The sequence below is a fragment of the Mariniflexile aquimaris genome, from assembly GCF_042676825.1.
In the GTDB taxonomy this organism is placed as follows: Bacteria; Bacteroidota; Bacteroidia; order Flavobacteriales; family Flavobacteriaceae; genus Mariniflexile; species Mariniflexile aquimaris.
The window spans coordinates 641,434-661,959 of sequence record NZ_JBHTIB010000002.1 but is presented as its reverse complement, the minus strand read 5'-3'; the positions used below and the strand labels follow the sequence as shown (position 1 = coordinate 661,959).

Sequence of the window (20,526 nt, the reverse complement as noted above, 5' to 3'; positions counted from 1 at the left end):
GGTTTACCTGGCATGTTTTCATCAAGAATCTTATATAATTTATGTAATTTTGCACTTTAAAATATACACATCATGTTTACAACAAAAGCAAACGCTATTTTTCAAGAGGTTATTAAGGAATATCATATAAAAAATACGGTCGATCAACCGTTTAAAAATAAATACTCTGAAAATGATTTACTGGAGCATTTATTATATAGAAAATGTTGGATTGATACCGTGCAATGGCATTATGAGGATATTATTCGCGACCCTAAAATAGATCCAGTTGCAGCTTTAACCTTGAAGAGACAAATTGATGCTTCTAACCAAGATAGAACGGATATGGTGGAGTATATTGATAGTTATTTTTTAGATACATACAAGCACGTTACGCCAAAGACGAATGCAACGATTAATACCGAAAGTCCTGCTTGGGGTGTAGATAGATTATCAATTTTGGCCTTGAAAATTTATCATATGAATGAAGAAGCAACACGTGTGGATGCTACCGATGAACATCGTGCCGCTTGCCAGAAAAAATTAGACATTTTATTAGAGCAACGAGTAGATTTATCTACCGCGATTGATACGTTGTTGAGCGACATTGAAAAAGGCGATAAATACATGAAAGTGTATAAGCAAATGAAAATGTACAATGACGATGAATTAAATCCTGTTTTAAGAGGTCAGAAATAAGTTTCTGCACTGCCAGGAATCGCATCACGCTATGTCTAACCCACCAAAGCATATACTTGTTATCCGACTGTCTGCGATGGGCGATGTTGCTATGACGGTTCCGGTTTTAAGAGCTTTTACAGAACAATTTCCCGAAGTTAAAATAACAGTATTAACAAGAGCAACGTTTAAATGCTTTTTTAGAGATTTAAATAACGTGTCGGTGTTTATTGCCGATGTGAAAGGAAAACACGGTGGTATTTCTGGACTTTTTAAACTTTCAAATGAATTAAAAAGTTTGGGAATTGAAGCGGTGGCCGATTTGCATAATGTACTGCGAAGTAAAATTTTAAAGGTCTTTTTCTTCGGAAAAAAAGTGGTTCAAATTGATAAAGGCAGAGCCGAAAAAAAGGCTTTAGTTTCTGGTAAAAATTTTCAGCAACTAAAAACAACGCATCAACGCTATGCTGATGTATTCGAAGCCTTAGGTTTTAAATTAGATTTATCGCATCCAACATTTCCTGAGAAAGCCAGCTTACCTAATACTGTGAAGGCCTTATTACCAAATAATTCGAACAAATTAATTGGAATAGCACCTTTTGCAGCGCACCAAGGAAAAATGTATCCTTTAGATTTAATGAAGCAGGTTATTGAAACGCTTTCTAAAGATTATAACATTCTCTTATTTGGCGGTGGAGCAAAGGAAATCGATGTTTTGAACAGCTTCGAAAGTGATTATGAAAATGTTGTAAATGTAGCCGGAAAGCTATCGTTTAACGAAGAGCTGGATGTGATATCTAATTTAGATATTATGCTGTCTATGGATTCTGGAAATGCGCATTTAGCAGCCATGTTTGGCATAAAGACCGTGACCATTTGGGGTGTTACACATCCATTTGCTGGTTTTGCACCATTTAACCAACCCGCAACTAATGCACTGTTGTCTGATAGAAATAGATTTCCCAATATTCCAACCTCTGTTTTTGGAAACAAATACCCAGAAAGCTATAAAGAAGCTTCAAGAAGTATTGAACCAGAAACTATTATTGAAAAAATTAAGGCAATTATTTGAAAAGTTTGTCATTCCTGCGCATGCCGGAATCCTCTTTAAAGTGATGCAACTTAATTGAAAAATCTAAAAGCCTAGCGTTCTAAAAAATCGAATATTAAAAATCTATGATAGTAATTTATATTCGATTTATAAGATTCCTGCCTTTGTAGGAATGACATTTAAACATCATCATAATCCACCACAATATTTGGCGTAGTTGGATGTGATTGACACGTAAGAATTAATCCCGAAGCAACTTCTTTTTCGGTTAAAACATTGTTTTGTCGCATCGTTACTTCGCCTTCTTTTAAGCGGGCTATACAGCTACAACAAATACCACCTTGACAAGAATAAGGTGCATCAATGTCTTCGTCTAAAGCAGCCTCTAAAATGGATTGCGATTGAGACATTTCAATAGTGGTTGTTTCGTCATCAACCGTAATGGTTGCTTGCGTTTTGCCTTTTAAATTAACAACTTCTTCAAGATCTGCTGGTTTTGCAGCCTTAAATAGTTCGTAATGAATGCGCTCGTTATCAATACCATTATCTGTTAAAACATCTTTTACAACATGAATCATGGCTTCTGGTCCGCATAGGTAAAAAGCATCCACTTCAATATGTTTATGCTTGTTTAGCATCACATAATTAACAGTGCTTTTTTCAATTCTACCAAAAATGGAATCGTCTTTATCTTGTTGACTAAAGACAAACTGAATAGAAAATCGGTCTTTATGTTCGTGCTGAAGCTCAAGAAGCTCCGCTAAAAACATGGTGTCTTCCGTCGATTTATTTCCATAAACCAAAATAACTTTGCTGTAAATTTCTTCTTCTAACGCACATTTTATAATACTTAAAATAGGTGTAATACCACTTCCGGCGGCAAAAGCTGCGATATTTTTAGTTTTAGAATCGTTGGGTTCAAAAATAAAATGACCTTTTGGAGGTGCAACTTCTAACACATCGCCAACGCGTAATTTGTAGTTTGCATACGATGAAAACGCACCATCTTGAACCGCTTTTATAGCTATTTTAAGTTCACCGCTTTTAGGCGATTCGCATAAAGAATAATCGCGACGCACTTCTTTTCCATTAAGATTCGCTTTTATGGTTACGTATTGTCCGGCGATAAAAGCATAGGTGTCTTTTAAATTTTCGGGTACGTTAAAGGCAATGCTTATGGCGTTATTCGCTTCTTTTTTTATATTTTTAATTGAGAGTTTATGGAATGTTGACATGTGTAAGTTTTTGACAAAAATAATGAAGCCATTAGATTTTAGGATATAATTCTTAAAAAATAATTACATAATTTAGTTATGCATAAGAATATTATGTATATATTTAGAGAGTAATGAGCAATTCAAATTTATATAAAGGGAGTTTAACCACGATTATTTTAAAGCTTTTAAATGAGCACGATAAAATGTATGGGTATGAGATTACCCAAAAGGTAAAAGAGCTTACTAAAGGCGAACTAACCATTACAGAAGGGGCCTTGTATCCTTCCTTACACAAACTCGAGGCGGAAGGATTATTAGATGTGGAAGTTTTAAAAGTAGACAATAGAGTGCGCAAATATTACAAGCTAACAGAGCAAGGAACTAAAGAAACGGTGAGTAAGTTGGCAGAATTAGAAAGCTATATTAAAAACATGAGAGCTTTGGTAAACCCTAAATATCGATTTGAGTAATGAAAAAGCTAGATGAAGTGCAAATAGAAACCCTTTATGTATTTACCAGAAAGCATTTTGTTGAATGGTATGATGTACAAACAGAGTTGGTAGACCATCTGGCAAATGGCATTGAAGACCAGTGGCAAGAAAACCCGAACATAACCTTTGATGAGGCTTTAACAAAAGAGTTTAAAAAATTTGGCGTATTTGGTTTCTCGGAGATTGTAGAGCAAAAAACAAATGCCTTAAGCAAACATTACATAAAAGAGGTTTTAAAGTACTTAAAGGAATATTTTAAATTGCCTAAAATCATTATAACCTCATTTAGTGTTTGGGTTGTATTTAAGTTAATGCAACTATTTGAACATAAAGACTATTTTGTGATACCACTTGTTTTTATTGTTTTTGGTTATGTGATTTTTTATGCAACCAAAGAAAACTTAAGAATAAAAAAGAGTTTTAAGGAAACTGGCAAAAAGTGGCTGTTTGAAAATATATATGGACAAATGGGTGGATTCATTCACCTTTTCAATATTGGCATTTACTTTCCCATAATCTCAAATTCTAAGGCAGAATGGTCTGTAACCTCTCAGTTTATTTTTTCTTTTTGTGTTGTGTTATACGTTTTATTGATTTATATCTCAATTAAAGTCGTATCTCCAAAACTCAGACAGAAATTAGCAAAAGAACATCCAGAATATTTTCTTACATTTAATGCGTAACATTTTCAATTGTATTCATACTAACAAAAAACACTAATAATTAAAACCATTAAAAATGAAAAAAATCTTACTTGTATGCCTCTTTGTTTTCGCGATTACACAAACTCAAGCACAAGAAAGCACCGAATTTAAATCACAAACCATCGAATTTATAAAATTAACGGGCGCTGTTAAAGCTTTTGAAAGCGCCATCGATCAAATAGGATTTAATGTGCCAGAAGCTAAAAAGGCCGCCTACCGAGAGGAAGCAAATGGCACCTTAACAGGATTATATGATAAAATTGCTGGTTTATATATGGAAGAGTTTACTCAAAGTGAAATTAAAGAATTGGTGGCTTTTTATAATACCAGTTTAGGCAAAAAACTTGCTGAAAAACAACTGGGTCTTACACAAAAAGCAATGAGTTTTGGACAAGCCTGGGGAATGGAAGTTAGCCAGATAGCTCAAAAACACAACTAAAAACAAACTATGATTAAACAGTTTTTAAGCTTAGAATGGAAATCTTTTTACAGGTCGGCTAGTTTTGGCAAAAGCATCGCTATAAAAATTCTGATGGGTTTTTTAGCACTTTATTTTATAGTAATTTTCTTGGGGCTAGGACTCGTTTTATATCCCGGACTAAAAAAGGTATTTCCTGAGCAAGACCCATTGCATATTGTAAATAATGCGTTGTTTTATTGGATTATTGCCGATTTGGTGTTTCGATTTTTCTTTCAGAAACTACCGGTAATGGCTGTAAAACCCTTATTAATATTACCCATAAAACGAAGTCGCATTGTAAACTTTGTTTTAGGAAAATCGACCACCTCATTTTTTAACTTTTTACCACTTTTTGCGTTTATACCATTTGGCATTACGCTAATTGTAAAAGCTTACCCAGTAGCCGCAGTAGTAACATGGATGCTGGCACTTGTTTTGGTCATCTTAATCATCCATTTTTTAAATTTTATTATTGAAAGTTATTCAAGCAACATCGAACTGTCGTTTTTGCCTATTCTAAGTGTTGCTGGTGGCTTATTTGCGCTTAATTATTTTGAAATTATTTCGTTTACAAGCATTGTGTCCAATGGGTTCGAGGCAATTTATAATACACCGGTATTGATTGTTGTTCCCCTCTTAATTTTATTTGGACTTTATGTAGTAAACTTTAAAATTTTAAGAAGCAAACTGTTTTTAGATAGCGGGTTAAAAGAAAAAGTAGCCGAAATAAACACCTCTAATTTAAATTGGACCAAGAATTTTGGAGACATCGCCATGTTTATGCAGCTCGATTTAAAATTAATTTGGCGTAATAAACGCACCAAGTCGTCTGTTTGGATGGTGGTAATGGGCTTGTTATATGGCTTGTTTTTTTATCCGCAACCTACGTATCAAAACATACCTTGGTTTTTTATGTTTATCGGGGTGTTTTCTACAGGTATTTTTTTAATCAATTTTGGGCAATTTATTCCTGCCTGGGATAGCGGCTATTATAAATTATTAATGAGCCAAAATATTAAGTACGAACAATACCTAAAATCTAAATTCACGTTAATGGCTTTAAGTGTTGCTGTTTTGTTTGTTTTAGGCATTCCTTACGTGTTTTTTGGTTGGAAAATTCTATTAGCACATTTTGCAGCCGCTATTTATAATATTGGTGTAAACACGCATGTTATTTTGTATGGCGGTTCTTTTAATAGAAAAAAGATAGATTTAAGCCAGAAAGCAGCATTTAATTACCAAGGAACGGGCGCGGTACAATGGCTTATTGGAATTCCGTTACTAATACTACCCATGGGTATCTTTGCGTTGTTTTATTTCTTGGTGGGGTTTGAATTATCTTGCTTAATTTTAGCTTTATTAGGCGTATTAGGTATTGTTTTTCATCAAAAACTCATGGAAGTAATCACAGCAAAATATTTACAATCTAAATATAAAATGATTGATGCGTTCAATCAAGACAACTAACAAAAAGAACATGATAACAACATCGAACTTATCAAAAAAATATAGTAATAATGTAGTTTTACATATAGACGCTTTAGAAATTCCTAAAGGCCAAAGTTTTGGTTTGGTAGGCAATAATGGCGCTGGTAAAACCACGTATTTTAGTTTACTTTTAGATTTAATTCAACCCACAACCGGGCATATAATAACTAACGGCATTCAGGTTAACGAAAGTGAAGACTGGAAACCGTTTACCTCTGCTTTTATAGATGAAAGTTTTTTAATTGGTTATTTAACTGCCGAAGAATACTTTTATTTTATTGGCGAATTGCGAAATCAGAATAAAGCCGATGTGGATAATCTTTTAGCACAATTTGAAGACTTTTTTCATGGCGAAATATTAAAACAGAAAAAATATTTACGCGATTTAAGCAAAGGAAACCAAAAGAAAGTGGGCATTGTAGCCGCTTTAATTGGGAATCCTGAAGTGATTATTTTAGACGAACCTTTTGCAAATTTAGACCCAACAACTCAAATACGTTTAAAAGGCATTATTAAAGATTTGGCAGAAAAACAAGGCGTTACGGTATTAATTTCTAGTCACGATTTAATGCATGTTACCGATGTTTGCGAACGTATTGTGGTGCTTGAAAAAGGCGAGATTATAAAAGATTTAGAAACCAATGCCGCAACTTTAAAGGAATTAGAAGCTCATTTTTCGGGCGTGGAAGTACTTTAAATTTTGGCCAAGGTTTTGGGCAGTCGCGTTAGGGATTGCAATGAAAAGCCCACAGCGACCCCGAAGGTTCGGGGGAGCGCGGACTTGTAATGTAAAGCCCGACCGCTTTGCGGGAACGCCCTAATTTTATTATAATGTTTTGTGAGTTTATGCTTCTTGTGGTTTAAGGATGTGTCTTTTAGTTCAAAAGTCGTTTCATTTTACACGTTAATCAAAAAAGATGCTTATTTTTACCTGCTTACATAATATAAGCCCGAGTTTATAGTTATTTATTTAGACTAAAAATGCCAGCATTGAAAATATCGTTTAAAGCCACCCTTGTTATTGCGTGTTTTATTTTAGTATTAGTGAGTTGTTCTAGAAAAAAGGACAAATTTCTAAGCCGTAATTTTCATGCGGTAACAGCTGAGTTTAATGCACTTTATAATGGGTATAACGCTTTAGAAGATGGGCGGAAATCGCTTATAGATAATTATTTCGATAATTATTGGGATGTTTTACCCATTGAGCGTATGCAAATTACCGAAGAGATCATGCTGCCCGGGCAATCTAAAAACGAAAATTTTAGTAGAGCAGAAGAAAAGGCGGTAAAAGCGATTCAAAAGCACAGCATGTCTATTGAAGGGAAAGAAAAAAACCCGCAAATGGATGAGGCATATTTGCTTTTAGGAAAAGCAAGGTATTTCGATCAGCGTTTTGTACCGGCTCTCGAAGCGTTTAACTACATTCTTTACAAATATCCTGCGAGCGATAAAATTAATCAGGCTAAGATTTGGCGCGAAAAAACCAATATTCGATTAGATAACGACGAGCTTGCTATTAAGAATTTAAAGCGCTTATTAAGGCAGGAAAAGTTAGAATCGCAAGATTTAGCAGATGCTACATCTATGTTAGCCCAGGCCTATTTAAACACCAAATCGATAGATAGCGCCATAACACAATTAGAAATCGCCTCTAATGCCACCAAAAAAGAAGACGAACGCGGACGTTACCGATTTATTCAAGGCCAGTTATATAACGAATTAGGTAAAAAAGACAGTGCCAATTATGCATTTGAAAAAGTAATTGAGCTTAATCGTAAAATACCACGAATTTACATGATTAGTGCGCATATCGAAAAAATTAAAAATTTCGATTACAGCAAGAGTAATAAATACGAGTTGTTAGAGTTGCTTACAGAACTTGAAGAAAACAGGGAAAACCGCCCATTTTTAGATAAGATTTATCACCAAAAAGGCGCCTATTATTTACACTGCAATTTAGATTCTTTAGCCGTAACGTATTTTAATAAATCGTTAAGAACCAATTCTCCCGATAAAATATTAAGAGCCAAAAATTACGAGACGCTTGGTGATATGAATTTTAATAAATCCATATACAGAGAAGCTGGTAAATATTACGATAGCACGATGACTAATTTAGTTCTAAACTCGAAACCATATCGTACTATAAAGCGGAAACGTGATAATCTGGAAGATGTTATTTATTATGAAGAGATAGCTAAGGTAAACGATAGCCTTTTATATTTAGTGAATCTGCCAGATGCCGATAGAATTGGCTATTTTGAAAGTTTTATTGAAACCTTAAAAGCAAAAGCTGAAAAAGATAAGTTAAAAGCCGAAGCTGCCGAACGTAAATCGGCTGGATTAGTAACAACCAACACAACCCCTGGCGGAAATCCTGGAACAAATACAGCGCCACGCGGTGGGTTTCCCGGACAAGCAACTACCACATTTTATTTTTACAACCCTACAACCGTGGCTTACGGGAAAAATGAATTTGCAAAAATTTGGGGTGACAGAATGTTAGAAGACGATTGGAGATGGTCTAGTAAAACGAAATCAATCGATGTTTCAGGAGGTGTAATTACGAATATTTTGGCAACGGCTAGCGAAGACGAGCGGTTCGATCCGCAATTTTATATATCTAAAATTCCGTCAGAGCCCAAAGTCATTGATAGTATTTCTAAAGAAAGAAATTATGCATATTACCAACTCGGGCTTATTTATAAAGAGAAATTTAAAGAATTCGAATTAGCAAAACATAAGTTTCAAAATTTACTTAAAAGCAATCCAGAAGAGCGTTTAGTACTTCCATCAAAATATAATTTGTATAAAATTTATGAGATTCTGGGAGAAGAAGGTGAAGCAGCCATTGCAAAGACTGATATTATTTCTAACTATCCTGAATCTAGATATGCTACTATTTTAAACAATCCAGATGAAGCCTCGGCAAAAGATGAAAACAGTCCGGACAGTTTATACGAAGCCCTGTACAGAAAGTTTGAAAACCAGGAATATGCAGAAGTCATTTCAAAATGCGAAGAATATATAAATACCTTTGATAGCGAACCCATTGTACCAAAATTAGAGCTATTAAAAGCAACCGCTACAGGCCGTTTACATGGCTACGACGCTTACAGTAAGGCTATTAATTACATCGCAATTACCTATGCCAATACCGAGGAAGGAAAACAGGCTCAAGAATTAGAGGCTAATGTTATTCCGAAGCTAGCCAACAAAGATTTTATCGACAACGTAGAAGGTATCAGCGACAATTACAAAGTTGTTTTTAAATTTCAAAACCCAAAACCAGATCAGGTTTCAACTTTTAAAAAGACCTTAGACGAGGTGTTAAAAAACGTAAAATATTACACCTTAAATGCTTCGGTAGATGTGTATAATCCAACCACAACTTTCGTTATTGTTCACGGGTTAAAAAATGCTCAGGTTGCTAAAACATTCGATCAAATAGTAACTAAAGAAGATAAGAAAAAAATTAAAGAGCCATACTTCACCGTATCGTCTACAAATTATCAAATCATTCAAATTCATAAAAATTTGGATGCCTATTTAAGTATAAATACTAATTAAATTAATAGCAATATGTTTTCTGAAAACAAAAAAAACAAGCAAACAATAATTGAAGGGAATTCAAGCCAAAACGTTATTTCTCAAGACACTAAAATAGTAGGTGATTTAACGAGTGCTGGCGATTTTAGAATAGATGGTGTAATTGAAGGGAATATCAAATCTACAGGAAAAATTGTAGTAGGAAGTAGCGGCTTTATAAAAGGAACTTTGCAAGGAACCGACGCTTATTTTGAAGGCAAATTTTCTGGTAAATTAGCTTTATCGGGTACTTTAACTTTAAAACCTTCTGCACATATTGAAGGCGAAGTTATTGTTGGTAAATTATCGGTCGATCCAGATGCTACTTTTAATGTAAAATGCACCATGAAAGGCTCAATAAAAGAAAACACAAAAGGTGAGCAACAACCAAAAGCAGGAACCGAAAAATCAGCTTAAAAATGCCGCTGTTTTAATTGGCATCGCAATTCAAATGGGCGTAACTATCTATTTGTTTGTGTTGCTAGGTAAATTTTTAGATTCTAAATTTAACGATGGTAATAAACTTTATATTATAATTATGACGCTTATGGGTGTGGCCATTTCACTTTATTCCGTAATTAAACAAGTAAATCGAATTAAATAGTAATGCGCAATCCTTTTTATAAATTTACAATAAAAGCTGTTGTTGGTTTAGCCATTGTTTTCGGTGTTCATTTACTGGTTTTAAATCTCTTAAATCTTCCGTTATTCGAAAATAGAATCGTGCTTTCTTATGTTGTAAATCTTGCCTTAATCATCGTTGTATTTGGGGCATTGTACTTTTTTAGAGAAAAATATAAAGGGCAATTAGGTTTTTTATTTTTAATTGGAAGCTTTTTAAAATTTGCCGTTTTTTTTATTGTTTTTTACCCGTTTTATAAGTTAGATAATACCATAACAAGACCCGAATTTGCTTCTTTTTTTGTGCCCTATGTTATTGGTTTAATATTAGAAACTGTTAGTTTAAGCAATTGGTTAAATAAATTAGAATAGTGGTTGAAGATGAGTTTACTAGATAAAAAAACAGAATTAATCTGGTAAATTTAAACTGTGATAAAAAAGTATTTCCAGCGATTTTGTTACTATTGTAAAGTGATTAGCAGTTTTATACTAAATAAAAAACAAAATAGTTTTTGTTTTTAAGATAAAAATATACCTTTGCACGGATTTTTAAGCCACTATATTTAGAGTGATATGCGTAGACTAATATCTTTAAAATTAATTACTTTATTACTGTTTTCAACAAGTTTTGTTTCTTTTGCTCAAAATGAGCAGGAAAAGATGCATTTAGAAGAAATTGCTCCTGAAACAGAAGGAAAGCAAGGTATAAAGGAAGAAATAAAAGAATACATAAATCATCACTTATTAGATTCTCACGATTTCGGATTGTTTTCATATGAAACGGATGCGGGCGAGCATAAATACATTGAATTTCCGCTGCCAGTAATTTTATGGGACAACGGATTACAAGTGTTTTCATCATCAAAACTTCACCATGGAGAATCGGTTGCTGAGGTTAATGGAAATTACTACAAATCATATCACGGTAAAATTTATAAAACGAATGCAGAAGGCACGATTCATCTCGATGAGCATCATCATGCTACCAATTTCAAGCCTTTAGATTTTTCAATAACTAAAAACGTCTTTACTATTTTTATGGTAGGTTTGTTATTGTTCTTCATGTTTGGAAGAATGGCTAAATCTTACCAAAAAGGTGCTTTACCAAAAGGTATGGGGCGTTTATTAGAGCCAATCGTATTATACATTCGCGACGATATCGCTATTCCAAACATTGGAAAAAAACACTATAAACGTTACATGAGTTTCTTGTTAACTGTGTTTTTCTTTATATGGATCATCAACTTATTAGGCTTAACACCGCTTGGGGTTAACGTAACAAACAATATTGCTGTAACATTAGCATTGGCGTTATTAACCTATTTAATAACAACATTTACAGCTAACAAAAACTATTGGGGACATATTTTCTGGATGCCTGGTGTGCCATGGCCAATGAAAATTATTTTGGCGCCAATAGAATTATTAGGAACATTTATTAAGCCGTTTTCATTATTAATTCGTTTGTATGCAAATATCACTGCAGGACACATTGTATTAATGAGTATAATAGGTTTAATGTTTATATTTAAAAACTGGTTAGGAAGCTCATTATCATTTGGTTTAGCATTCGTGCTAGCCTTGTTAGAGCTTTTAGTGGCGGCTTTACAAGCATATATCTTTACAATGTTATCGGCATTGTACTTTGGATCGGCTGTAGAAGAGCATCACCACGGGGACGAGCATCATTAAAAATGTCCGGTGGACATTTTATGCAAGTAGCCAGACGGCGCATTGGTGCATTAATAAATTGAGTGTTTAATTTTTAATATATATATTATGACAATTCCAAACATTGTAGGAGCTGGTTTAATCGTTATCGGTGCTGGTTTAGGTATCGGAAAAATTGGTGGTTCAGCTATGGAAGCTATAGCTCGCCAACCAGAAGCCTCAGGAAAAATCCAAACAGCTATGCTTATTGCAGCTGCACTTATTGAAGGTATTGGATTTGCTGCTTTATTTGCAGCTTAAAAACCAAAAACAGCTATAACGGTTGGTTATAGCTGTTTTTTAAATTAAAAATTAACGAGTTTAACAAGACAAATAGATGGAAAAATTAATTGAACAATTTTCTTTAGGATTATTCGTATGGCAATTAGTATTGTTTATTGGCTTAGTGCTTTTATTAAAAAAGTTTGCTTGGAAACCAATTCTTGATGCTGTAGAGGAAAGAGAAGATGGGATAAAAGATGCTTTAGATTCTGCTGAAAAAGCAAAATTAGAAATGCAAAATCTTCAGGCAGATAACCAAAAGTTATTAAAAGAAGCTAGAGCAGAGCGTGAAGACATGCTTAAAGAAGCAAGAGATATCAAAAATAAAATGATAGAAGATGCTAAAAGTGAAGCACAAGCGCAAGCCAACAAAATGATTGCTCAGGCACAAGAGGCCATAGAAGGTGAGAAGAAAGCAGCTATGGCAGAACTGAAAAGTCAGGTAGCAGGTTTGTCTTTACAAATAGCAGAAAAAGTAGTACGTGAAGAATTATCGAACAAAGACAAACAAATAAAATTGGTTGAGTCTATGTTAGGTGAAGCTAAATTAAACTAATAAAGAATGGCAGGAGCAAGAGCAGCAATACGATACGCCAAGGCGGTATTAAGTTTAGCATCAGATCGTAAATCGGCAGATGCGGTTAATGCTGATATGAAATTAATTGCGAATACCATTGCAGAAAGCAAAGATTTAAACGATGCGCTTCAAAGTCCTGTAGTAAGTTCTGCAATTAAGAAATCTATTTTATTAGAGGTCTTTAAAAAATCAGACAAAACAACCGTAAGTTTAATCGATACATTAATAGCCAACAATAGAATTGCTATTTTAGGCGATGTAGCGGTAAAATACAATCAGTTATTTGATCAGTCAAAAGGTATTGAATTAGCTACAGTAACAACAGCTATTCCATTAACCGAAGCATTAAAACAAAAGGTTTTAGCAAAAGCGAAAGAATTAACTGGAAAAGATATTGAAGTTGAAAGTATTGTAGATGAAAGCATCTTAGGAGGTTTCATTTTAAGAGTAGGCGATATTCAGTACAATGCGAGTATATCAAATCAATTAAATAAATTAAAAAGAGAATTTACAATAAACTAAAATAATTCAGAATTCTGAATTTTGAATTAAAAATTAATAAAGATGGCAGAAGTAAAACCAGCTGAAATATCAGCAATCTTAAAGCAACAACTATCAGGTTTCGAAGCGAGTGCTTCATTAGACGAAGTTGGAACTGTATTAACTGTAGGTGATGGTATTGTACGTGCTTACGGATTGGCTAACGCACAATATGGTGAGTTAGTTGAATTTGAAGGCGGATTAGAAGGTATTGTACTTAATCTTGAAGAAGATAACGTAGGTATCGTATTGTTAGGGGTTTCTGAAGGAGTTAAAGAAGGTTCTACAGTAAAACGTACTAGTCGTATCGCTTCTATTAAAGTAGGAGAAGGTATTGTTGGACGTGTTGTTGATACTTTAGGAAATCCAATTGACGGTAAAGGACCTATTGCTGGTAAAACTTACGAAATGCCTTTAGAGCGTAAAGCACCTGGAGTTATTTTCCGTGAGCCAGTTACCGAGCCATTACAAACAGGCATTAAGTCTATCGACGCTATGATTCCTGTAGGTCGTGGACAACGTGAGTTGGTTATTGGTGACCGTCAAACTGGTAAAACAACAGTTTGTATCGATACCATCTTAAATCAAAAAGAATTTTACGATGCAGGTCAACCTGTATATTGTATATATGTAGCTATTGGTCAAAAAGCTTCTACTGTAGCAAATATCGCTAAAACATTAGAAGACAGAGGCGCGTTAGCTTATACCACAATTGTTGCTGCAAACGCATCAGATCCTGCACCAATGCAAGTATATGCGCCAATGGCAGGTGCTGCAATTGGAGAGTATTTTAGAGATTCTGGTCGTCCAGCATTAATTATTTATGACGATTTATCTAAACAAGCGGTAGCGTATCGTGAGGTGTCTTTATTATTACGTCGTCCACCAGGACGTGAGGCGTATCCTGGAGACGTTTTCTACTTACACTCTCGTTTATTAGAGCGTGCTGCAAAAATTATCAACGATGATGATATTGCAAAAAACATGAACGATTTACCTGAGTCATTAAAACCAATGGTAAAAGGTGGTGGTTCTTTAACAGCGTTGCCTATTATTGAAACGCAAGCAGGAGACGTATCAGCATATATTCCAACAAACGTAATTTCTATTACAGACGGACAAATATTCTTAGATGGAGATTTATTTAACTCGGGTGTACGTCCTGCAATTAACGTAGGTATTTCGGTATCGCGTGTGGGTGGTAATGCACAGATTAAATCCATGAAAAAAGTAGCTGGTACTTTAAAATTAGACCAAGCGCAATATCGTGAGTTAGAAGCATTTGCTAAATTTGGATCAGATTTAGATGCGGTTACTTTAAATGTAATTAATAAAGGGAAACGTAACGTTGAGATTTTAAAACAAGCTCAAAACGATCCATTTAAAGTTGAAGATCAAATTGCAATTATTTATGCAGGAACTAAAAACTTATTAAGAGATGTTCCTGTTGAAAAAGTTAAAGAATTTGAAGGTGATTTTATTGAATTCTTGAAAGCTAAACATGCAAATGTTTTGGCAGAATTAAAAGCGGGAAAATTAACAGACGAAATTACAGATACTTTAACAGCTGTAGCAAAAGATTTATCAGGGAAATACAGAAATTAATTCTGAATTCTGAATTCAGAATTATGGATTGAAGGATTCAGGTTTCAGAATTATGAGTTACAAGGAGCGTGGAAATGCAATAGTCGATAAAAGTTTTTATTTTGCTTGCGACATCGTTAATTATGCTGAAAAGCTTAAAGAAAAGCGTTTTTTTGAAATGGCAAATCAATTGCTGAAATCTGGCACTAGTATAGGTGCTAATGTGAGAGAATCACAAAGAGGAGTTAGTACAAAAGATTTTAAAAATAAATTAGGAATTGCTCTTAAAGAAGCAGACGAAACATCCTTTTGGTTGGACGTTATAGAAGAAACAAGCATTCATGAAGTTCCTTCGAAATTAAGAGAAGATTGCGAAATTTTGATTAGACTTTTAGTTTCAATTATCAAAAATTCATAATTCATAATTCATAATCCATAATTTGAAAAATGGCAAATTTAAAAGAAATACGTAATAGAATAACATCGGTATCTTCTACGATGCAGATTACCAGCGCCATGAAAATGGTGTCTGCTGCAAAGTTAAAAAAGGCTCAAGACGCCATTACTGCAATGCGTCCTTATGCAGATAAGTTAACCGAACTTTTACAAAGTTTAAGTGCAACTTTAGATGAAGATTCTGGAAGTAAATTTTCTACGCAACGCGAAATAAAAAATGTATTAATAGTTCCTATTACTTCTAATAGAGGGTTATGTGGAGCTTTTAATTCAAACATCATCAAGCAAACACAGCATTTAATTAGCGATGTTTACGCTGGCAAAAATGTATCAATTGTAGCTATCGGAAAAAAAGCGAATGATGCTTTTTCTAAAAAGAAATTGGTTATTGCGAACAAAAGTTCTGTATTTGATGATTTGACGTTTGAAAATGTTGCTGAAATTGCCGAAATGTTAATGGCTAAGTTTGTTGCCGGCGAGTTCGATAAAATTGAAATCGTTTATAACAAATTTAAAAATGCCGCGACTCAAGAAGTAATGACCGAACAGTTTTTACCTATTGTTCCTGTTGAAGGCAGTGTAGCTAACACATCGGATTATATTTTCGAACCTACGAAAGTTGAAATCATAGAGCAATTAATTCCTAAGTCCTTAAAAACACAATTGTATAAAGGCATTAGAGACTCTTTCGCTAGCGAACACGGTGCACGTATGACAGCAATGCATAAAGCAACCGATAACGCCACAGAGCTAAGAGATCAGCTTAAATTAACGTATAACAAAGCACGTCAAGCAGCTATTACTAACGAAATCCTTGAAATTGTTGGTGGAGCGGAAGCTTTAAATAATTAGACGGAGCTTTTGCGAAGTCAAATATTTAAAAATACGGAAGCTTTAAATAATTAGACGGAGCTTTTGCGAAGTCAAATATTTAAAATTAGCGGAAGCTTTGAATAATTAGACGGAGCTTTTGCGAAGTCAAATTTTTAAAAATGCGGAAGCTTTGAATAATTAGACGGAGCTTTTGCGAAGTCAAATATTTAAAAATGCGGAAGCTTTAAATAATTAATTATCTTCCATTAATTGTCTCCCTGAGCGCAGTCGAAGGGTTTATATAACATCAAGCCTCACTTTTTAGTGAGGCTTTTTTATGGCACTAATTTTGAAATAGTATCTTTATAATATTCAATTTTTGACCGATGAAAGTATTTAAAAACATCCTTTTTTTAACATGCATGTTATTTATTATGGCGACATTTTCTCAATGTGGAGTTACAAAACTAGAAACGAAAGCACCGGTTACTTTAGGAGCCGTTTACTATCAACATTGGACGGACAAAGTTGAAGGTGGCGAATCAGGAATTGTTATTGTTATTCCAGTTATTTCAAACCCTAAAAACATTATTTTAGACAGTGTTCAATTTCTAGGGAAGCAAGCAAAGTTAGAATTTAAAAACAATTCGGTTTTTATTGGTCATATTAAACAAGAATCCATTCAAAAGGAAGATATTATAATGAGCAGCGACCCAAGAGCAGAATATGGCAATAAGGTACCAAAACGCGCCAATACAGCTCAGTTCCAGTTGCAAACAGATCAATGTGTTGTGAGTTACAAAATAGGAAACAAGGTTAAATATTTTAAAATAGACAAAATCCTCAAAAAGGATGATATGCTGTATATAGATTCAGATTCTAAGAAGCCCTAATTTATCTTTGGTTTGCATTGGCTAAAAACGTATTTTTAGCCAATTTAATTTCCATTTCTTGAGCGGACTCAAAACTTTATTTAAACAAACTTTTATATATGGATTAGCCACGGTACTTCCCCGTATGTTAAGCTTTTTGTTGGTGCCATTATATACCACACAAGGCGTTTTATCGTCGGTGGCAGAGTATGGTAAAGTATCCATTATTTTTTCTTGGTTCGTAATCTTTAACGTGATTTTAGCCTATGGAATGGAAACAGCATTTTTCAGGTTTTTTAACAAAGAAGACGACCAGAATAAAGTTATAGGCACATCTACCATTGCCTTAATTGTTTCCTCCTTTGGTTTTTTTATTTTGGCTTTTGTACTTAAAAACCAGATTGCATCTCTCATAGATATTAAAGCAGAATACATATCGCTAGTCATCTGGATTTTATTATTAGATGCCTTAGTAATTATACCTTTTTCTTGGTTACGGGCAAATGGGAAATCTATAACCTACGCCATAGTAAAGATTCTAAATGTGGCTATTAATTTAGGATTGAATATTTTCTTTTTATTGTACCTCAAAAAATGGGCAACCGGTAGCACGTTATTTGACTTTATTTACCTTCCAAATTTTGAAATTAATTACATATTTATTTCCAACTTGGTTGCAAGTGCAGTTACCTTGGTGCTAATGCTTCATTTTTATTTTAGAATAAAATACACATTTGATTCCAATTTGTTTAAAAGAATGATGTGTTATGCCATTCCTGTGCTTATTGCGGGTATTGCTTTTTCTATTAATGAAACATTCGATAGAATACTTTTAGATTATTTGTTGCCACCCGATATTGCCGAAACTAAGGTTGGGATGTATTCGGCATGTTATAAAATCGCCGTATTCATGACCCTGTTTGCTACGGCTTACAGGCTAGGGATTGAACCATATTTTTTTAGTCATGCAAAAACCGAAAACCCACAGAAAAATTACGCTCGAATTTTAGAGTTTTTTGTAGCAACGGGTTCTATTATGGTGTTAGCTGTGGTGGTATTTGCCGATGTATTAAAACCATTTATTGTTAGAAGTGAAGCTTATTGGGAAGCTATGTGGGTAGTTCCATTTATTTTAATCGCCAATTTTTGCCTAGGTATTTATCACAATTTATCGGTTTGGTATAAAATTACTGACAGAACTAAATTTGGAGCCTACATTTCCGTTTTTGGAGCGCTATTAACATTAGGACTTAACTTTTGGTTGATTCCAATAATAGACTATCGAGGTTCGGCAATAGCCACTTTAGTTGCTTATGCCAGTATGATGGTAGCCTCGTATTATTACGGACAGAAGTATTACCCAATACCTTACAATTTAAAAAAAATGAGTTTGTATTTATTGGTGTCGTCAGCATTTTCGGTAATTTCGTTTTATGTATATCGAGATTATTTTTATATAGGATTAGGATTATTATTATGCTATTTAATCTTAGTTTTTATGTTAGAAAAAAATCAGTTAAAACAATTTATAAAAATATAACATGCAAATTAAAATCATTAATAAATCCAAGCATCCATTACCTCATTACGAAACAATAGCTTCGGCGGGAATGGATTTACGCGCTAATTTAGAATCTCCAGTAGTTTTAAAACCTTTAGAACGAACCATTGTAAAAACAGGTATGTTTATCGAATTGCCGATTGGCTACGAAGCACAAGTACGTCCGCGTAGTGGATTGGCAGCAAAAAATGGTATTACGGTTTTAAATGCGCCAGGAACGGTAGATGCCGATTACAGAGGTGAAATAGGCGTTATTTTAGTAAACATATCGCACGATAATTTTATTATTAAAGATGGCGAGCGTATTGCCCAATTAGTGATTTCTAAGCACGAACGCGCGGAATGGATTGATTCTATTGAGTTATCTGAAACGTCTCGAGGCGAAGGTGGTTTTGGGAGTACGGGAATAAAATAATATTCCCGCGAAGGCAGGAATCTCATAACCAAAATGAATGAAACACTGGTATGTAGATATCATGACAAATAAGCCAAATGGTGTTTTATATATTGGTGTTACAGACAATATTGATGAGCGCGTAAAAGAACATAAATTTAAGGTATATCCTAAATCGTTTACCGCAAAATATAATTGTGGTAGTCTTGTTTATTTTGAAGAATTTGAGAACGGAAATAAGGCGGTATTGCGAGAAAAACAATTTAAGAAATGGAAAAGAGATTGGAAAATTGAACTCATTCAAGAGATGAATCCCAGTTGGTCTGATTTAAGCGTAAATTGGAATTTAAATTTAAATAAATTAAGAAAATAAAATTATAAGTATAACCTTTAAAGATACCTGCTTTCGCAGGCATTCCTATGAAAATAATAGTACCAATGGCAGGTCGAGGGTCTCGTCTGCGTCCGCATAGTTTAACAGTACCAAAACCATTAATTCCTGTAGCGGGGCAACCTATTGTTCACCGTTTGGTAAAAGATATTGCTAAAGTTTTAAAGCAACCTATAGACGAAATTGCTTTTGTTTTGGGCGATCCTGCTTTTTTTGGTGACGAGGTGGTGGAAAGTTTAGAAAAGCTAGCAACCGATTTAGGCGCTAAAGCATCTATTTACCGCCAGGATTTACCTTTAGGTACAGGTCATGCTATTATGTGCGCCAAACCATCTTTATCTGGTCCGGCGGTAATTGCTTATGCGGATACTTTGATTAGAGCCGAATTCGACTTAGATCCAACTGCAGACAGCGTTATTTGGACGAAACAAGTAGATAATCCAGAGGCTTACGGTGTGGTGAAATTAAATGAGAAACAAGAAATTGTGGAACTCGTTGAAAAACCAAAAGATTTTGTTAGCGACCAAGCCGTTATTGGTATTTATTATTTTAAAGATGTTGCGGTTTTAAAAGAAAAGCTGCAACAAATTTTAGATGAAAACGTTACCAATGGAGGAGAATACCAAATTAATGATGGTATTAAACGTATGATGGCCGACGGTAAAGTGTTTAAAACTGGCACGGTAGATGAGTGGATGGATTGCGGTAACAAAGCCATAACGGTAGAAACGAATACCAGAATGTTAGGGTTTTTAAAAGCTGATGGCGACGAACAAATGGTGGCATCATCGGTACAACTAACAGATTCTAAAATAATTGAACCTTGTTTTATTGGCGAAAATGTAGCGCTTAAAAATAGTACCATTGGACCAAATGTGTCTATTGGTAATAATTGTGTTATTGATAATTCAATCGTTAAAAATAGCTTAATACAAACGCATACAACCATCAAAAATGCTAATTTAGAGGAAGCTATGATTGGAAACCATGTAAATTTTGATGCGAAATTTACGCGGGTAAGTATTGGCGATTATTCGGTTTTAGAATAACACTATAACAAATATTGAAT

24 protein-coding genes are annotated in these 20,526 nt (G+C 34.1%); 23 read left to right on the top strand and 1 reads right to left on the bottom strand.

Features of this window, described 5'->3' with window-relative positions; genetic code table 11:
- Positions 1-72: 72 nt before the first annotated feature.
- Both ACFQ0I_RS03005 and ACFQ0I_RS03000 read left to right on the top strand, forming a co-directional pair.
- On the top strand, positions 73-678 hold the full coding sequence (locus ACFQ0I_RS03005; RefSeq protein WP_379939208.1) for a DUF4254 domain-containing protein: 606 nt from the start codon (positions 73-75) through the stop codon (positions 676-678).
- A gap of 31 nt (positions 679-709) precedes the next feature.
- Positions 710-1,729, top strand: coding sequence for a glycosyltransferase family 9 protein (locus ACFQ0I_RS03000; protein WP_379939206.1), 1,020 nt, complete (start codon positions 710-712; stop codon positions 1,727-1,729).
- Positions 1,730-1,887: 158 nt separating this feature from the next.
- Here ACFQ0I_RS03000 and ACFQ0I_RS02995 read toward each other — a convergent pair whose 3' ends face one another.
- Complete coding sequence (locus ACFQ0I_RS02995) at positions 1,888-2,943, bottom strand: 2Fe-2S iron-sulfur cluster-binding protein (RefSeq protein ID WP_379939205.1); 1,056 nt, start codon at positions 2,941-2,943, stop codon at positions 1,888-1,890.
- 113 nt (positions 2,944-3,056) lie between these two features.
- Here ACFQ0I_RS02995 and ACFQ0I_RS02990 point away from each other — a divergent pair, with 113 nt between their 5' ends.
- The 21 genes from ACFQ0I_RS02990 to ACFQ0I_RS02890 all read left to right on the top strand — a co-directional run bounded on the left by ACFQ0I_RS02990 (position 3,057) and on the right by ACFQ0I_RS02890 (position 20,506).
- Positions 3,057-3,395, top strand: coding sequence for a PadR family transcriptional regulator (locus ACFQ0I_RS02990; RefSeq protein ID WP_379939203.1), 339 nt, complete (start codon positions 3,057-3,059; stop codon positions 3,393-3,395).
- Positions 3,395-4,099 carry a hypothetical protein gene (locus ACFQ0I_RS02985; RefSeq protein WP_379939201.1) on the top strand — a complete coding sequence of 235 codons (705 nt, stop codon included), beginning with the start codon at positions 3,395-3,397 and terminating at the stop codon, positions 4,097-4,099. Before ACFQ0I_RS02990 ends, ACFQ0I_RS02985 begins: the two co-directional genes overlap by 1 nt.
- Before the next feature lie 55 nt (positions 4,100-4,154).
- Complete coding sequence (locus ACFQ0I_RS02980) at positions 4,155-4,559, top strand: DUF2059 domain-containing protein (protein WP_379939199.1); 405 nt, start codon at positions 4,155-4,157, stop codon at positions 4,557-4,559.
- Between the two features lie 9 nt (positions 4,560-4,568).
- A complete protein-coding gene (locus ACFQ0I_RS02975) occupies positions 4,569-6,047 on the top strand; it encodes a DUF5687 family protein (protein WP_379939197.1) in 1,479 nt (492 codons plus the stop codon).
- Positions 6,048-6,057: 10 nt separating this feature from the next.
- A complete protein-coding gene (locus ACFQ0I_RS02970) occupies positions 6,058-6,765 on the top strand; it encodes an ABC transporter ATP-binding protein (RefSeq protein WP_379939195.1) in 708 nt (235 codons plus the stop codon).
- 284 nt (positions 6,766-7,049) lie between these two features.
- Positions 7,050-9,638: a type IX secretion system periplasmic lipoprotein PorW/SprE gene (porW, locus tag ACFQ0I_RS02965; protein WP_379939194.1), complete on the top strand. Its 2,589-nt coding sequence runs from the start codon at positions 7,050-7,052 to the stop codon at positions 9,636-9,638.
- A gap of 12 nt (positions 9,639-9,650) precedes the next feature.
- Positions 9,651-10,073 carry a bactofilin family protein gene (locus ACFQ0I_RS02960; RefSeq protein WP_379939192.1) on the top strand — a complete coding sequence of 141 codons (423 nt, stop codon included), beginning with the start codon at positions 9,651-9,653 and terminating at the stop codon, positions 10,071-10,073.
- Positions 10,033-10,260, top strand: a complete 228-nt coding sequence (locus ACFQ0I_RS02955) for an AtpZ/AtpI family protein (RefSeq protein ID WP_379939190.1) — start codon at positions 10,033-10,035, stop codon at positions 10,258-10,260. Before ACFQ0I_RS02960 ends, ACFQ0I_RS02955 begins: the two co-directional genes overlap by 41 nt.
- 2 nt (positions 10,261-10,262) lie before the next feature.
- On the top strand, positions 10,263-10,649 hold the full coding sequence (locus ACFQ0I_RS02950; protein ID WP_379939188.1) for a hypothetical protein: 387 nt from the start codon (positions 10,263-10,265) through the stop codon (positions 10,647-10,649).
- 201 nt (positions 10,650-10,850) lie between these two features.
- Positions 10,851-11,969, top strand: coding sequence for a F0F1 ATP synthase subunit A (gene atpB / locus ACFQ0I_RS02945; protein ID WP_379939187.1), 1,119 nt, complete (start codon positions 10,851-10,853; stop codon positions 11,967-11,969).
- Between the two features lie 87 nt (positions 11,970-12,056).
- Positions 12,057-12,248, top strand: coding sequence for an ATP synthase F0 subunit C (atpE, locus tag ACFQ0I_RS02940; protein ID WP_164974874.1), 192 nt, complete (start codon positions 12,057-12,059; stop codon positions 12,246-12,248).
- 76 nt (positions 12,249-12,324) lie between these two features.
- Positions 12,325-12,825: a F0F1 ATP synthase subunit B gene (locus ACFQ0I_RS02935; protein ID WP_379939185.1), complete on the top strand. Its 501-nt coding sequence runs from the start codon at positions 12,325-12,327 to the stop codon at positions 12,823-12,825.
- Positions 12,826-12,831: 6 nt separating this feature from the next.
- Positions 12,832-13,368 (top strand): ATP synthase F1 subunit delta, encoded by a 537-nt coding sequence (atpH, locus tag ACFQ0I_RS02930; protein WP_379939183.1) that lies wholly within the window; start codon positions 12,832-12,834, stop codon positions 13,366-13,368.
- Positions 13,369-13,410: 42 nt separating this feature from the next.
- Entirely contained in the window at positions 13,411-14,991 is a 1,581-nt protein-coding gene (atpA, locus tag ACFQ0I_RS02925) for a F0F1 ATP synthase subunit alpha (protein ID WP_379939182.1), read from the top strand.
- A 52-nt stretch (positions 14,992-15,043) separates the two neighbouring features.
- Complete coding sequence (locus ACFQ0I_RS02920; RefSeq protein ID WP_379939180.1) at positions 15,044-15,388, top strand: four helix bundle protein; 345 nt, start codon at positions 15,044-15,046, stop codon at positions 15,386-15,388.
- Between the two features lie 29 nt (positions 15,389-15,417).
- Positions 15,418-16,278 (top strand): ATP synthase F1 subunit gamma, encoded by an 861-nt coding sequence (gene atpG / locus ACFQ0I_RS02915; RefSeq protein ID WP_379939178.1) that lies wholly within the window; start codon positions 15,418-15,420, stop codon positions 16,276-16,278.
- A gap of 347 nt (positions 16,279-16,625) precedes the next feature.
- Positions 16,626-17,132 (top strand): hypothetical protein, encoded by a 507-nt coding sequence (locus ACFQ0I_RS02910; protein ID WP_379939176.1) that lies wholly within the window; start codon positions 16,626-16,628, stop codon positions 17,130-17,132.
- 58 nt (positions 17,133-17,190) lie between these two features.
- Complete coding sequence (locus ACFQ0I_RS02905) at positions 17,191-18,651, top strand: lipopolysaccharide biosynthesis protein (protein ID WP_379939175.1); 1,461 nt, start codon at positions 17,191-17,193, stop codon at positions 18,649-18,651.
- A 1-nt stretch (position 18,652) separates the two neighbouring features.
- Positions 18,653-19,087, top strand: coding sequence for a dUTP diphosphatase (gene dut, locus ACFQ0I_RS02900; RefSeq protein ID WP_379939173.1), 435 nt, complete (start codon positions 18,653-18,655; stop codon positions 19,085-19,087).
- 37 nt (positions 19,088-19,124) lie between these two features.
- Positions 19,125-19,439, top strand: a complete 315-nt coding sequence (locus tag ACFQ0I_RS02895) for a GIY-YIG nuclease family protein (protein WP_379939172.1) — start codon at positions 19,125-19,127, stop codon at positions 19,437-19,439.
- Positions 19,440-19,486: 47 nt separating this feature from the next.
- Positions 19,487-20,506: a sugar phosphate nucleotidyltransferase gene (locus tag ACFQ0I_RS02890; RefSeq protein ID WP_379939170.1), complete on the top strand. Its 1,020-nt coding sequence runs from the start codon at positions 19,487-19,489 to the stop codon at positions 20,504-20,506.
- Positions 20,507-20,526 lie beyond the last annotated feature (20 nt).

Excerpts from the sequence above, each read along its gene's own strand:
- ACFQ0I_RS03005 (WP_379939208.1), top strand. The coding sequence starts at position 73 with ATGTTTACAACAAAAGCAAACGCTATTTTTCAAGAGGTTATTAAGGAA.
- ACFQ0I_RS03000 (WP_379939206.1), top strand. The coding sequence starts at position 710 with ATGTCTAACCCACCAAAGCATATACTTGTTATCCGACTGTCTGCGATG.
- ACFQ0I_RS02995 (WP_379939205.1), bottom strand. The coding sequence starts at position 2,943 with ATGTCAACATTCCATAAACTCTCAATTAAAAATATAAAAAAAGAAGCG.
- ACFQ0I_RS02990 (WP_379939203.1), top strand. The coding sequence starts at position 3,057 with ATGAGCAATTCAAATTTATATAAAGGGAGTTTAACCACGATTATTTTA.
- ACFQ0I_RS02985 (WP_379939201.1), top strand. The coding sequence starts at position 3,395 with ATGAAAAAGCTAGATGAAGTGCAAATAGAAACCCTTTATGTATTTACC.
- ACFQ0I_RS02980 (WP_379939199.1), top strand. The coding sequence starts at position 4,155 with ATGAAAAAAATCTTACTTGTATGCCTCTTTGTTTTCGCGATTACACAA.
- ACFQ0I_RS02975 (WP_379939197.1), top strand. The coding sequence starts at position 4,569 with ATGATTAAACAGTTTTTAAGCTTAGAATGGAAATCTTTTTACAGGTCG.
- ACFQ0I_RS02970 (WP_379939195.1), top strand. The coding sequence starts at position 6,058 with ATGATAACAACATCGAACTTATCAAAAAAATATAGTAATAATGTAGTT.
- porW (WP_379939194.1), top strand. The coding sequence starts at position 7,050 with ATGCCAGCATTGAAAATATCGTTTAAAGCCACCCTTGTTATTGCGTGT.
- ACFQ0I_RS02960 (WP_379939192.1), top strand. The coding sequence starts at position 9,651 with ATGTTTTCTGAAAACAAAAAAAACAAGCAAACAATAATTGAAGGGAAT.
- ACFQ0I_RS02950 (WP_379939188.1), top strand. The coding sequence starts at position 10,263 with ATGCGCAATCCTTTTTATAAATTTACAATAAAAGCTGTTGTTGGTTTA.
- atpB (WP_379939187.1), top strand. The coding sequence starts at position 10,851 with ATGCGTAGACTAATATCTTTAAAATTAATTACTTTATTACTGTTTTCA.
- atpE (WP_164974874.1), top strand. The coding sequence starts at position 12,057 with ATGACAATTCCAAACATTGTAGGAGCTGGTTTAATCGTTATCGGTGCT.
- ACFQ0I_RS02935 (WP_379939185.1), top strand. The coding sequence starts at position 12,325 with ATGGAAAAATTAATTGAACAATTTTCTTTAGGATTATTCGTATGGCAA.
- atpH (WP_379939183.1), top strand. The coding sequence starts at position 12,832 with ATGGCAGGAGCAAGAGCAGCAATACGATACGCCAAGGCGGTATTAAGT.
- atpA (WP_379939182.1), top strand. The coding sequence starts at position 13,411 with ATGGCAGAAGTAAAACCAGCTGAAATATCAGCAATCTTAAAGCAACAA.
- ACFQ0I_RS02920 (WP_379939180.1), top strand. The coding sequence starts at position 15,044 with ATGAGTTACAAGGAGCGTGGAAATGCAATAGTCGATAAAAGTTTTTAT.
- atpG (WP_379939178.1), top strand. The coding sequence starts at position 15,418 with ATGGCAAATTTAAAAGAAATACGTAATAGAATAACATCGGTATCTTCT.
- ACFQ0I_RS02910 (WP_379939176.1), top strand. The coding sequence starts at position 16,626 with ATGAAAGTATTTAAAAACATCCTTTTTTTAACATGCATGTTATTTATT.
- dut (WP_379939173.1), top strand. The coding sequence starts at position 18,653 with ATGCAAATTAAAATCATTAATAAATCCAAGCATCCATTACCTCATTAC.
- ACFQ0I_RS02895 (WP_379939172.1), top strand. The coding sequence starts at position 19,125 with ATGAAACACTGGTATGTAGATATCATGACAAATAAGCCAAATGGTGTT.
- ACFQ0I_RS02890 (WP_379939170.1), top strand. The coding sequence starts at position 19,487 with ATGAAAATAATAGTACCAATGGCAGGTCGAGGGTCTCGTCTGCGTCCG.